This is a genomic window from Mesorhizobium sp. CAU 1732 (assembly GCF_039888675.1).
Lineage (GTDB): Bacteria > Pseudomonadota > Alphaproteobacteria > Rhizobiales > Rhizobiaceae > Aerobium.
On record NZ_JBDQQR010000001.1, the window covers coordinates 3,360,688 to 3,373,286 of the forward strand.

At 63.2% G+C, this 12,599-nt stretch carries 15 protein-coding genes; 4 read left to right on the forward strand and 11 right to left on the reverse strand.

Features of this window, described 5'->3' with window-relative positions:
* Window position 1 precedes the first annotated feature (1 nt).
* Window positions 2-1,024: an LLM class flavin-dependent oxidoreductase gene (locus AAFN55_RS16370; protein ID WP_347799890.1), complete on the reverse strand. Its 1,023-nt coding sequence runs from the start codon at window positions 1,022-1,024 to the stop codon at window positions 2-4.
* 474 nt (window positions 1,025-1,498) lie between these two features.
* On the opposite strand from AAFN55_RS16370, the gene AAFN55_RS16375 reads away from it, so the two are divergent.
* Complete coding sequence (locus AAFN55_RS16375) at window positions 1,499-1,948, forward strand: hypothetical protein (protein WP_347799891.1); 450 nt, start codon at window positions 1,499-1,501, stop codon at window positions 1,946-1,948.
* Between the two features lie 235 nt (window positions 1,949-2,183).
* On the opposite strand, the gene AAFN55_RS16380 is transcribed toward AAFN55_RS16375, so the two are convergent.
* Genes AAFN55_RS16380 through AAFN55_RS16420 form a run of 9 tightly spaced genes read right to left on the reverse strand, consistent with a single transcriptional unit; the run spans window position 2,184 to window position 10,820 of the window.
* Complete coding sequence (locus AAFN55_RS16380; protein WP_347799892.1) at window positions 2,184-3,149, reverse strand: ABC transporter substrate-binding protein; 966 nt, start codon at window positions 3,147-3,149, stop codon at window positions 2,184-2,186.
* Between the two features lie 21 nt (window positions 3,150-3,170).
* On the reverse strand, window positions 3,171-4,307 hold the full coding sequence (locus tag AAFN55_RS16385) for an ABC transporter permease (RefSeq protein ID WP_347799893.1): 1,137 nt from the start codon (window positions 4,305-4,307) through the stop codon (window positions 3,171-3,173).
* On the reverse strand, window positions 4,304-5,185 hold the full coding sequence (locus AAFN55_RS16390; RefSeq protein ID WP_347799894.1) for an ABC transporter permease: 882 nt from the start codon (window positions 5,183-5,185) through the stop codon (window positions 4,304-4,306). The genes AAFN55_RS16385 and AAFN55_RS16390 overlap by 4 nt, the downstream gene beginning before the upstream one ends.
* 9 nt (window positions 5,186-5,194) lie before the next feature.
* Window positions 5,195-6,016 (reverse strand): ABC transporter ATP-binding protein, encoded by an 822-nt coding sequence (locus AAFN55_RS16395; RefSeq protein ID WP_347799895.1) that lies wholly within the window; start codon window positions 6,014-6,016, stop codon window positions 5,195-5,197.
* A gap of 9 nt (window positions 6,017-6,025) precedes the next feature.
* Window positions 6,026-7,477, reverse strand: a complete 1,452-nt coding sequence (hydA, locus tag AAFN55_RS16400) for a dihydropyrimidinase (protein ID WP_347799896.1) — start codon at window positions 7,475-7,477, stop codon at window positions 6,026-6,028.
* A gap of 48 nt (window positions 7,478-7,525) precedes the next feature.
* Window positions 7,526-7,942, reverse strand: a complete 417-nt coding sequence (locus AAFN55_RS16405) for a contact-dependent growth inhibition system immunity protein (protein ID WP_347799897.1) — start codon at window positions 7,940-7,942, stop codon at window positions 7,526-7,528.
* The gene (locus AAFN55_RS16410) at window positions 7,939-9,189 is read right to left on the reverse strand and encodes a Zn-dependent hydrolase (RefSeq protein ID WP_347799898.1); all 1,251 of its coding nucleotides are present in this window, start codon (window positions 9,187-9,189) and stop codon (window positions 7,939-7,941) included. Before AAFN55_RS16410 ends, AAFN55_RS16405 begins: the two co-directional genes overlap by 4 nt.
* Before the next feature lie 7 nt (window positions 9,190-9,196).
* On the reverse strand, window positions 9,197-9,487 hold the full coding sequence (locus AAFN55_RS16415) for a cupin domain-containing protein (RefSeq protein WP_347799899.1): 291 nt from the start codon (window positions 9,485-9,487) through the stop codon (window positions 9,197-9,199).
* A 4-nt stretch (window positions 9,488-9,491) separates the two neighbouring features.
* On the reverse strand, window positions 9,492-10,820 hold the full coding sequence (locus tag AAFN55_RS16420) for an aspartate aminotransferase family protein (protein WP_347799900.1): 1,329 nt from the start codon (window positions 10,818-10,820) through the stop codon (window positions 9,492-9,494).
* Window positions 10,821-11,046: 226 nt separating this feature from the next.
* Here AAFN55_RS16420 and AAFN55_RS16425 point away from each other — a divergent pair, with 226 nt between their 5' ends.
* From AAFN55_RS16425 to AAFN55_RS16435, 3 genes are all read left to right on the forward strand, one after another.
* Entirely contained in the window at window positions 11,047-11,679 is a 633-nt protein-coding gene (locus AAFN55_RS16425) for a TetR family transcriptional regulator C-terminal domain-containing protein (protein WP_347799901.1), read from the forward strand.
* A 64-nt stretch (window positions 11,680-11,743) separates the two neighbouring features.
* A complete protein-coding gene (locus AAFN55_RS16430; protein ID WP_347799902.1) occupies window positions 11,744-11,956 on the forward strand; it encodes an AbrB/MazE/SpoVT family DNA-binding domain-containing protein in 213 nt (70 codons plus the stop codon).
* On the forward strand, window positions 11,956-12,336 hold the full coding sequence (locus AAFN55_RS16435) for a type II toxin-antitoxin system VapC family toxin (protein WP_347800287.1): 381 nt from the start codon (window positions 11,956-11,958) through the stop codon (window positions 12,334-12,336). Before AAFN55_RS16430 ends, AAFN55_RS16435 begins: the two co-directional genes overlap by 1 nt.
* Here the strand turns inward: AAFN55_RS16435 and AAFN55_RS16440 are convergent, their stop codons facing one another.
* A complete protein-coding gene (locus AAFN55_RS16440; protein ID WP_347799903.1) occupies window positions 12,337-12,552 on the reverse strand; it encodes a hypothetical protein in 216 nt (71 codons plus the stop codon). It abuts the gene before it with no gap.
* Between the last annotated feature and the right edge of the window lie 47 nt (window positions 12,553-12,599).

Here is a 12,599-nt window from a genome sequence, read left to right on the forward strand (position 1 = left end):
GTCACCGCCAGCCCAGCGCTGGCGCGACATGCTTGAGGATCGCCTCTATGATGTGGGCATTGTAGTCGACGCCGAGCTGGTTGGGCACCGTCAGGAGCAGCGTATCAGCCTCGGCGATCGCCTCGTCCTCACGCAACTGCTCGACAAGCACCTCCGGCTCTGCTGCGTAGCTGCGCCCGAAGACGGCGCGTTTCTCCGGCTCGATGTAGCCGAAATGATCGGTGCTGTCGCCGCTGCCGCCGAAATAGGCGCGGTCCATGTCGTTGACCAGCGCGAAGATCGAGCGGCTGACCGACACGCGCGGGGTGCGTTCATGGCCGGCCTCCTTCCAGGCCTCGCGGTAGGCGCGGATCTGCTTTGCCTGCTGGATGTGCAGCGGCTCGCCGCTTTCGTCGAACTTCAGCGTCGAGCTTTGCAAATTCATGCCCAGCTTCGCCGCCCACACGGCGGTCGCATCCGTGGCCGCACCCCACCAGATGCGGTCGCGCAGGCCCTCCGAATGCGGCTCCACCCGCAACAGGCCGGGCGGGTTCGCGAACATGGGACGCGGGTTTGGTTGGGCAAAGCCCTTGCCCTCGAGCAGCTTGAAGAACATCTCGGCATTCGCGCGCGCCATGTCCGCATCGCTCTGGCCGTCCTGAGGCGCATAGCCGAAATAGCGCCAGCCATCGATCACCTGTTCGGGCGAGCCGCGGCTGATGCCGAGTTGGAGACGCCCCCCCGCGATAAGGTCGGCAGCGCCCGCATCCTCAATCATGTAGAGCGGGTTCTCGTAGCGCATGTCGATGACGGCGGTGCCGATCTCGATCCGGCTGGTCTTGGCGCCCACAGCCGCCAGCAATGGAAACGGCGATGCGAGCTGGCGGGCGAAGTGATGGACGCGGAAATAGGCCCCGTCCGCACCGAGTTCTTCCGCCGCTACCGCGAGGTCGATGGATTGAAGCAGCGCATCGGACGCGGACCGCGTGCCCGACTGGGGCGACGGCGACCAGTGGCCGAACGAAAGAAAGCCGATGTTTTTCATGAGGCACGCTCCGGCGTGTGAATGAATGTTGCTGCACACCTATGTGCTTCGAGACGAGCGCTCAAGGTGCCGGATCGTTCTGGCGCTGGACGCACTGTCTCCGTCAGAGCGACGAGACGGCAGGTACGAACAAGATTGATGTCAAATGGAAGAAGGAGCGGTCGCCCGTCTTACCCAAATGCTTGGTTGGGCGACGAGATCATTTCAGGTTTTCGCGAAAACGCCCCCTCCACCGTAAACGGAGGAGGATCCAGGTTGCGGCCGTCCGCGACGCCGGATCCTCCCCCATTTTCATGGGGGAGGTGGCCCGGAGGGCCGGAGGGGGTGTTTCCGCAAAAGCCTGAAATGATCCAGGTCCCGTCAGGCCTTCAAAGCCCTCACGCTGTCAGCATCTGTCAGCAGCGTTCCGAAAAACGTATCCACCTCCCCGCCCCACTCCCGGACAATGCCCATCCAAGCAACGGAGCGGCGGCAATGGACTGGAAGCGGGCAATCGAGGAGGAACGGGCAGCACTCGGCCACATCGTCGCCCTGCTCTTTTCCCTTGCCGATCTGGCCGAGCGCACCGCGGGCCGTTCCACCGTGGTCGCGAGCCTGGTCCTATGGTTCCTGCGGCAGGCAGAGGCGGTGGCGCGCGACTTCGTCGACGGGCGCTCCGACGCGCCATCGGCCTCGATGCCGATCGTTCCGACAAGTGCCGGCCCGTTGGATGCCATGCGTCTCGCCGTCAGCCTTCGCGCGCTCGCGCGGCAGATCGACGGCCAGGCAAGATTACTTCCCGCAACGCGCGGGCGGACCAGTTGCGACCGTGCCGCATCGCCGTCCGGCCGCATGCCCGCACTGCGCGCCGCCCTCAACGCCCTGTCATCGCTCGCGGCATTCACCCTCGGCGCACCGCTTCCCGCCGCGCCCGACACCTCATGAGCGACGTCGTCCTCCGCGCATCACCACAGACGTAAAAAAACCGGGCCCCCACGAAAAAGGGGCGGTCGCCCGCCCCCTTCCCGCATCTTTCAGTCCACTGCTCCGCAGGGGAGAAGCCGGCGTAGCGGCCGTCCGCTACCTGGATCCTCCCCCATCTTCATGGGGGAGAGGGACCGCCGAAGGCGGTGGAGCGGGTGTTCCGGTGAAAACCGATTCCACCTCGTCCGAAACCGCTTTAGAGAGCGTCGGTGATCTCGGTCGTGTAGGCGCCGGACGGCTCCTTCTCGATGATCTTCTGGTCGAGCAAAGCCTTCGCCGTGCGCTCATACGCTTCCGGGATCAGCTTTCCATCCGGCGTGTCGATGAGCTTGGCGACCTCGCCCATCATGCGAACCTGGTGGTTCTCGTCCTGTCCGCCATTGTCCATGACGATGCCGGCGGCCTCTTCAGGATTGGCCATGGCGTATTCCCAGCCCTTCATGGAGGCGCGCACGAAGCGGACCATCTTTTCCTTGAACGCCTCGTCCGCCAGCTTGTCTTCCATGACGTAGAGACCGTCCTCGAGAAGGTCGTTGCCCATCTCGGTGTAGTTGAAGACGGTCAGGTCTTCCGGCTTGTAGCCGGCGTCGATGAGCTGCCAGTACTCGTTGTAGGTCATGACCGAGATGCAGTCGGCCTGCTTCTGGATCAGGGGCTGCACGTCGAAGGACTGCTTGAGCACGGTGACGCCATCGGCACCGCCCTCGGTGCCGAGGCCGAGCTTGTTCATCCAGGCATAGAACGGATATTCATTGCCGAAGAACCAGACGCCGAGCGTGTGACCCTTGAAGTCCGCTTCCGTCTTGATCGGGCCGTCAGCCGGGCAGACGAGCTGCATGCCGGCCTTCTTGTAGGGCTGCGCGATGTTGACCAGCGGCACGCCCTTGTCGCGGGCGGCGAGCGCGGCGGCCATCCACGTCACGACCACGTCGGCGCCGCCGCCGGCGATCACCTGCTCGGGCGCGATGTCCGGGCCGCCCGGCTTGATGGTGACGTCGAGATCGGCTTCCTCGTAAAACCCCTTGTCGAGGGCGACGTAATAGCCCGCGAACTGCGACTGGGCGACCCATTTGAGCTGCAACGTCACCGCGTCGGCGGCCCAGGCCTGTGCGGCGGCAAGCGACATCGCGCCTGCCATCATCGATACGATCATTTTCTTCATTTTATTACCCTCTGGATTGGTCTATCCCCCACGGATAGACGGGTGCCAAAACGTGACGGCTCTTTCTGCGAGAGCGATCACACCATAAAAGACGGAACCCGCGAGCGCCGCAACCGCGATTTCCGCCCAGACCATGTCGACATTCATGCGCCCCACCTCCGTCGAAATGCGGAAGCCCATGCCCACGACAGGTGTACCGAAGAACTCCGCGACGATCGCGCCGATGAGCGCCAGCGTCGAGTTGATCTTGAGCGCGTTGAAAATGAAAGGCATCGCGGCGGGAAGCCGCAGCTTGCCGAGCGTCTGCCAGTATCCCGACGCGTAGGTGCGCATCAGGTCGCGCTCCATGTGGCCCGATGCTGCGAGCCCTGCAACGGTGTTCACCAGCATCGGGAAGAACGTCATGATGACGACGACGGCAGCCTTCGAGTGCCAGTCGAAACCGAACCACATCACCATGATCGGCGCGACGCCGATGATCGGCAGCGCCGAGACCATGTTGCCGATGGGCAGAAGCCCGCGCCGCAGAAACTGGAACCGGTCCGCGAGGATCGCCGCGGCAAAGCCCGCGCCGCAGCCCAGCACGTAGCCGATGATCACGGCGCGGAAGATCGTCTGGTTCACGTCGGCCGCAAGGATCGGGATCGAATTGACGATGCGCGCGCCGATCGCCGACGGCGGCGGCAGGAGCACGAACGGGATACCGGCCCCGCGCACGATCGCCTCCCAGAGGATCAGGATCCACGCCCCGAACAGCACCGGAATGAAGAGCCGCACAGCGATGTCGGCTGCGCGCGACGCGGGCTTCATCGACGACAGGACCGTCACCAGCCGCCACGCCAGCAGCCACGACGCGGCGAGCAGCAGATAGAACGACGCCCTCGCCGCCCCGTTCTTGCTGCCGATCTCCGCCAACAGGAGGTAGACAGCGAGATGCGCCCCGACAAACAGCGCGATTGCACGCAGGCCGGCCCGCTTGCTCGTCGCGTCGATCGCGATAGCGCCCGCCAGAAGCGCCAGGATCAGGGAGGCCATGAAAGCGGACGCCGCCGGCGCATCGAGCGACATCTCGGCATTCGCGATCGGCAGCAGGAAGGCGGCGATGACGGCAAGCACTGTCGCAAGAAGGGACTGCCATGACGGGCGAAACGCGCTCATGCCGGCCGCGCTCCCATTGCCCGCTCGACGATCCGTCCCGCGAGCCCGACGGCGGTCACGAGCAGGATCGCCACGATCGATCCCGCAACGAGCGCCGAGAACATGTCAATCGTCTGGCTGTAGTACGAACCGGACAAGAGCTTCGATCCGATGCCGGCGACCGCGCCGGTCGGCAACTCGCCGACGATTGCGCCAACAAGGCTGGCCGCGATCGCCACCTTCATGGAGGCGAAGAGATACGGCACCGACGCCGGCAGCCGCAGTTTCCAGAAGGTCGAGGCCTTGGTCGCATTGTAGGTCCGCATCAGATCGAGATGCATGGTTTCAGGCGAGCGCAACCCCTTCACCATGCCGACCGCGACGGGGAAGAACGAGAGATATGTCGAAATCAGCGCCTTGGGGATCAGACCCGTGATGCCGACTGCCGCCAGCACCACGATGATCATCGGCGCGAGAGCCAGGATCGGGATCGTCTGCGATGTGATGATCCACGGCATCAGGCTGCGGTCGAGTGCCGTCACATGCACGATGCCGACCGCGATCGCGATGCCCAGAAGCGTCCCGAACGCAAAGCCCAGAAGCGTCGAGGAGAGCGTCACCCAGGCATGGTAGACGAGGCTGCGCGCGGAGGTGACGTTGCGCAGGAACGTGTTCTCGAAAAAATTCACCGCAACCTGATGCGGCGCAGGCAGCGTCGGCTTCGGCTGCGTCATCGTCTTGACGAGAAACTCGACCGCCGTCGGCGCCTCGCCCGCCCGCCTGTCGAGATCACGCTGGAACGGCGCGTTCATCATATACGCCCCGACATACCAGATCGCGACGATGCCAAGCAGGATCGCGGTGACAGGCATGATCTTGTCGCGGAGACGATCGGTCATGTGGCCCGCTCAATCCTCATACGAGTGCCCTGCCCTCAGGCCGTCGCGGACGCGGGCGGCGATTTCCAGGAATTCGGGCGTCTCGCGGATGTCGAGCGGGCGCTCTGCGGGAAGCGTCGAGTCGATGATATCGGTCACGCGGCCGGGCCGCGGCGACATCACGACGATCTTGGTGGAGAGATAGACGGCCTCGGGGATCGAATGGGTGACGAAGCAGATCGTCTTTTCGGTCCGCGCCCAAAGCTCCAGAAGCTGCTTGTTCAGATGATCGCGCACGATCTCGTCCAGCGCGCCGAAAGGCTCGTCCATGAGAAGCAGATCGGCATCGAACGCGAGCGCCCGCGCGATCGAGGCGCGTTGCTGCATTCCGCCCGACAACTGCCAGGGGAACTTCTTCTCGAACCCGGTGAGGTTCACGAGATCGAGCGTGCGCTTGATGCGCTGCGCGATCTCGGCCTTGGAATAGTCCATGATTTCCAAGGGCAGCGCGACGTTGCGCTCGATCGTGCGCCACGGAAACAGCCCAGCCGCCTGGAAGACGTAGCCGTAAGCACGCTTCTTGCGCGCCTCTTCCGGCGTCATGCCGTTGACGGTGATCGTGCCCGCGGTCGGCTGCTCAAGATCGGCGATGACACGCAGAAATGTCGTCTTGCCGCAACCCGACGGTCCGATGAAGGAGACGAACTCCCCCTTGCCGATCGTCAGATCGACATCGGAGAGCGCGTGGACGGGCCCGTCATTGGTCTCGAAGGTGAGCCCGAGGCCGTTGGCGGAGACGACGGGAGCGTTGATTCTGGCTGCTGGCTCGGTCTGGCTGGCTGGGGCATTCATCAAGGATGCTCAAACCCCGCTCGCCGGGATGCCCGACCGCTCGACCTTGCGCGGCGCGACGACCTTCTTCCACGTCGAAAGCGCCTTGTTGACCGCCATGTGCGGCTCGCGCGCCACGAACTCGCCGTGGCCGGACTTGGCCTCCACCTTGCCGTCATTGACCGCCACCGCGCCGCGCGTGAACACGAAACGCGGAAGGCCCGTCACCTCGATGCCCTCGAAGACGTTGTAGTCGATCACCGATTGCTGGCTCTTCGACGAAATCGTCTTCTTGCGCTTCGGGTCCCACACGATGATGTCGGCATCGGAGCCTTCGAGGATCGCACCCTTCTTCGGATACATGTTCAGGATTTTGGCGATGTTGGTCGATGTCACCGCGACGAATTCGTTCGGCGTAAGACGGCCGGTGTTGACGCCGTAGCTCCACAGGACCGGAAGCCGGTCCTCGAGCCCGCCGGTGCCGTTGGGGATCTTGGTGAAGTCGCCGACGCCCGTGCGCTTCTGGTCGGTCGTGAAGGCGCAATGGTCGGTCGCCACGACTTGCAGCGAACCTGCCTGGAGGCCGGCCCAGAGCGAATCCTGATGCAGCTTGTTGCGGAAGGGCGGGCTCATGACGCGCCGCGCCGAATGGTCCCAATCCTTGTCGAAATACTCGCTTTCGTCGAGCACGAGATGCTGGATCAGCGGCTCGCCGAAAACGCGCATGCCCTTCTGGCGCGCACGGCGGATCGCCTCGTGGCTCTGCTCACACGACGTATGCACCACATAGAGCGGCACGCCCGCCATGTCGGCGATCATGATGGCGCGGTTGGTCGCCTCGCCCTCCACTTCCGGCGGGCGCGAATAGGCGTGGCCCTCGGGCCCGTTATTGCCTTCGGCCAGAAGCTTCTGCGACAGTTGCGCGACGACGTCGCCGTTTTCGGCGTGGACCATCGGCAGCGCGCCAAGCTCGGCGCAGCGCTGGAACGACGAGAACATCTCGTCATCGTCCACCATCAGCGCGCCCTTGTAGGCCATGAAGTGCTTGAACGAGGTGATGCCGCGGTTCACGACCTCCGGCATCTCGTTGAACACCTGCTCGCCCCACCAGGTGATCGCCATGTGGAAGGAATAATCGCAGCAGGCGCGGGTCGACTTGTTGTCCCACATCTGGATGGCTTCGAGCAGCGACTGGTTGGGAGACGGCAGGCAGAAATCGACGACCATCGTGGTCCCGCCGGAGAGAGCCGCGCGCGTGCCGCTCTCGAAATCGTCCGCCGAATAGGTGCCCATGAACGGCATTTCGAGATGGGTGTGCGGATCGATGCCGCCCGGCATGACGTAGCAGCCGGTGGCGTCGAACACCTCGTCGCCGGTCAGATCCGGCCCGATCTGGACGATCCGTCCGCCATCGATCAGCACATCGCTCTTGTATGTGCGGTCGGCAGTGACGATCGTTCCGTTCTTGATGACTTTTGTCATTCTTTCGTTCCCCTGTTTCTTACGCCATGGCTGGCGACGCATATCAGTTCATAGTCGAGCACCGAACGGATTCCTCGCCATAAACACCGCACGATCCTTGTTCACCTGATCGATCTTCCTGTCGAAGTCGCGGTGAATGTTTTCGAGTTCGGTCCAATGCTCCGGATGGTCGCTCCAATACGATGCAGGCAGACGCTGACAAGCAGACAACAAATCTCCGTCATACATGTCACCACTTGCAAGGATATTCAGTTCAAGAATCTCCAATGCGCGCGGCAACAACACATCGACGGCGATACCCTGACCGAGCAGGAGCCGGATCGTCTCCACCGTCTGATCCTTGAGTGGAAGGGCGAGCGCGGGTTCACATCTCGCAATCAGCGGTGTCTGGTAGGGCGGTTCGGAACCGGACCAGCCAATCAGCACGCGCAGAGGATGGTCCTCGAACGTCGGGCGAGCGTTCATTCAACGATCCCTGCCGTCTCCACCACGGCGTGGAACAGCACGTCGGCGCCCGCCGATGCCCATTCCTTCGAGATTTCTTCCGCCTCGTTGTGGGAAAGCCCGTCCACGCAGGGACAGAAAACCATGGAGGTGGGCGCGAGGCGGTTGATCCAGCACGCGTCGTGGCCGGCGCCGGAGACGATGTCGCGGTGACTGTAGCCGAGGCGCTCGGCGGCGTCGCGGACAGCCTTGACGCAGCCCGCGTCGAACGTGACGGGCTCGAAATGCCCGACCGCCTCGATGTCGAAGCCGATGCCCAGCGCATCGCAGATCGTTTCGATGCCGCCTTCGATGCGCACGCGCATTTCGTTCAGAACTTCGGCGTTGGGCGAGCGAATGTCGATGGTGAAGACCACCTCGCCCGGGATCACGTTTCGCGAGTTCGGATAGACCTCCATATGCCCGATCGCACCCACGGCGTCGGGCTGGTAGTCCATCGCCACTTCGTGGACGAGTTCCGTCACCCGCGCCATGCCGAGACCGGCATTGCGGCGCTTGTGCATCGGGGTCGAGCCGGTATGGGCGTCGTTGCCGGTGAGCGTCACCTGCAGCCACCAGAGGCCCTGCCCGTGGGTGACGACGCCGATGTCGATGCCTTCGTCTTCGAGGATCGGGCCTTGCTCGATATGAAGCTCGAAGAACGCCTTCATCGGTCGGTTGCCGACCTCTTCCTCGCCCTTCCAGCCGATGCGCTCGAGCTCGTCGCCGAAGCGCTTGCCGTCCTTGTCCGTCCGGTCGTAGGCCCATTCCAGATCGTGCTCGCCGGCAAAGACGCCGGAGGCCAGCATGGCCGGCGCATAGCGCGTGCCTTCCTCGTTCGTCCAGTTGGTGACGACGATCGGATGCTTCGTCTTGATGCCGAGATCGTTGAGGGTGCGGATCACTTCCAGCCCGCCAAGGACGCCCAGCACGCCATCATACTTGCCGCCCGTCGGCTGCGTGTCGAGATGCGAGCCGACATAGACCGGTGGCAAAGATGGATCGGTGCCCTCGCGACGGGCGAACATCGTGCCCATCTTGTCGACGCCCGTCTCAAGGCCGGCCTCGTCGCACCAGCGTTTGAAGAGGTGCCGGCCCTCGCCATCCGCGTCGGTCAGCGTCTGGCGGTTGTTGCCGCCCGCCACGCCGGGTCCGATCTTCGCCATCTCCATCAGCGAATCCCACATGCGGTCGGGATTGATGCGAAGGTTTTCTCCCGGAGCGGCCATGTCTACCTCAAGCTTTCAGTTCGACTTCGACGAAGGACATGGCGACCGTGCCGCCATTGACGACATTGTGCTCGACGCCCTCCTCACGGCGGTAGGCGACGCCTGCCTCCATGTCCACCCGGCGACTGCCGCCGCCGGGTTCTTCTAGAAGAAAAGCGCATGGCGTCAGCGTCGTCACGACATAATCCATGCCGTGACGATGCCAGCCGGTCTCCGCGCCCGGCACGAAGTCCCACCGCGTGACGCGCACCTTCTCATCGTCGATGAGAACCGCGTGCGTGGCTTGCGGACGGGACATGCGTTCACTCCACTTCGTTCAGGACGGTGCGGACGCAGTCGATGAGTTCGTCGATCTGGCCCTTCTCGATGATCAGCGGCGGCGACAAGGCGATGATGTCGCCCGTCGTGCGGATCAGGCAGCCCTTCTCGAACGCCTTGACGAAGGCCGAGAACGCCCGCTTCGTCGGCTGGCCGGCGATCGGCGAGAGTTCGATCGCGCCGACGAGACCGATGTTGCGCACGTCGATGACGTTCGGAGCGTCCTTCAGCGAGTGCAGCGCGTCTTCCCAATAGGGCGCGAGTTCCGCGCCGCGCGTCAGCAGCCCCTCGTCCTTGTAGGTTTCGAGCGTCGCAAGCGCCGCAGCCGACGCGATCGGATTGCCGGAATAGGTGTAGCCGTGGAAAAACTCGATCAGGTGCTCCGGCCCGGTCATGAAGGCGTCGTGGATTTCCTTCTTCACGAACACCGCGCCCATCGGAATGACGCCGTTGGACACGCCCTTGGCGGTGACCATGATGTCCGGCGTGACGCCGAAATAATCCGCCGCAAACGGCGTGCCGAGACGGCCGAAACCTGTAATGACCTCGTCGAAGATCAGGAGGATGCCGTGCTTCGTGCAGATGTCGCGCAGCTTCTGGAGGTAGCCTTTCGGCGGGATGAGGACGCCGGTCGAACCAGCGACGGGTTCCACGATGACGGCGGCGATGGTGGAGGCGTCGTGCAGCGTGACGATACGCTCCAGCTCGTCGGCCAACTCCGCGCCGTGCTCCGGCTCGCCGCGCGTGAACGCATTCTTCGCGGGCTGATGGGTGTGCGGCATGTGGTCGACACCGCTGAGCAGCGTGCCGAACATCTTGCGGTTGGTGACGATGCCGCCCACCGAGATGCCGCCGAAGTTCACGCCGTGATAGCCGCGCTCGCGTCCGATGAGACGGGTGCGCGCGCCCTCGCCTTTCACGCGCTGATAGGCAAGCGCGATCTTGAGAGCGGTATCGACCGATTCCGACCCGGAGTTCGTGAAGAACACATGGTCCATGCCCTGCGGCGCGATGTCGACCAGCCGGTTGGCGAGTTCGAAGACGATCGGATGGCCCATCTGGAACGCGGGCGCGTAGTCGAGTTCCGCCGCCTGGCGCTGGATCGCTTCGGTGATCTTCGGCCGGCAATGGCCCGCGTTGACGCACCAGAGGCCGGCGGTGCCGTCGAGCACCTTGCGGCCATCCGACGTCGTATAGTGCATGTCCTTTGCGGCGACCAGCATACGCGGCGCCTGCTTGAACTGACGATTTGCCGTAAACGGCATCCAGAACGCGCTGAGATCGTTCGGCGCAACGTTGAGCCTGTTGGACATGACCAAGCCTTTCCTTTTGTATGCCCCTCGTGGGTCGGCCAACGCTTGGTTCTTCGGGCGTAGCTGTGCTACGCAAATTTTGACCGATTGGACAAACGTTAGCACCGCCGTCTGGGCGGTCAAGGGATTACTATCGCAATAGGAACAGGCGTGGCGCGTTCCACGGCTTCCGCGTGGACTGGTCCAGCAGATTGGTCCAGATGAACGAGACAGGGATTCCGGAACGATGGATGCGGTGAAGCCAAAGCGACGGACGCGCATTCAGACCGAAAAGCGCGAAATCATCCTGGAAGCCGCGCTGGAGGTCTTTTCCCAGCATGGGTTCCGCGGCGCGACGATCGACCAGATCGCCGAATCGGCGGGCATGTCGAAGCCGAATTTGCTCTACTATTTCCGCTCCAAGGAGGCCATCCACGTTTCGCTGATGCAGCGTCTTCTGGATACGTGGCTGGCTCCGTTGCGCGAGATCGACGACGTCGGCGATCCCATGACCGAATTGCGCAGCTACATCCGCCGCAAGCTCGAAATGGCGCGAGACTTCCCGCGCGAGAGCCGGCTGTTTGCCAACGAAATCATCCAGGGCGCACCACGCGTGATGCCGCTTCTGGAAGGCGAGTTGCGCGAACTGGTGGACGAAAAGGCGCAGATCATTCGCGGATGGATGCGCGCCGGCAAGATCGCCCGCACCGACCCCTGGCACCTGATCTTCTCGATCTGGGCGACAACGCAGCACTATGCCGATTTCGACGTGCAGGTACGCGCGATGCTCGGACCCGACCGCGGCGGCGAAGGCCGCTTCGAAGACGCCGCGCGGTTCCTGGAACAGCTCTTCATGGAAGGGTTGAAGCCGAAGGGGTGAGGTTGAAGCATCCACACCCGTTCGCTATCTTACGCTTTCGTATCGATAGCCAAAGGGTAAGAAAATGGGCAACGTCGCGACCCTTTCCAGCAAATTCCAAATCTCCATTCCAAAGGCAGTTCGCGAAGCAAACCATTGGATGCCTGGACAGGAGTTTGCCTTCATACCCAGCGGAAGCGGGGTTATGCTCGTACCTGTGCCCAAGCTTGAAGATCTGCTCGGAATAGCCCGAAATGCCGATCCGACGGGTTACCGCGATCGGAACGACCGCTATTGATACGCGTCGTCGATACATCGGCCTGGATTGAGGGGTTCGTACGCGGACGAGAAAACCCTGTCATCCGATCCGAATTGCCGCCCCGTGATCACTGCATTGTTCCGACCATCGTGCAATATGAGATTGCAAAATGGTCTGCGAGAAACCTGTCCGAGGGCGTTGCGGCAGGGATCATCGCGTACACGACACAATGCATCGTCGTCGACCTCGATACATCGATCGCCATTCGCGCTGCCGAGATCGGTCGCCTCCACGAACTCGCAATGGCCGACGCGATCATCTACGCGACAGCTCTTCACATGGACGCCGATCTCCTGACCTGCGATGCCCATTTCGACGGGCTGGATCAGGTCAGATACATTCCGAAATCGCCGGCCTGATCAGTCCTCGTATTCGCCGCCAAAGCTCTCGATCGTCGGGACGAGTTCCATGATGGCGGCTTGCGTTGCCGGTGCGATGGTCGCCCCCGGCAGCGTGCTCACGCCTGGCCCGGACCTGCGGCGCGGGAGAACCTGCACCTCTTCGGCCGCGATTTCCTCGGCAAGCTTTTCCAGCGCCTTGACCTGGGAAGACCCACGCGCCTTGATGACAAGCATCCTTCGGGCTCCCCTGCTGCTGGTGGACGGAGTGACGGAGCCGAAAT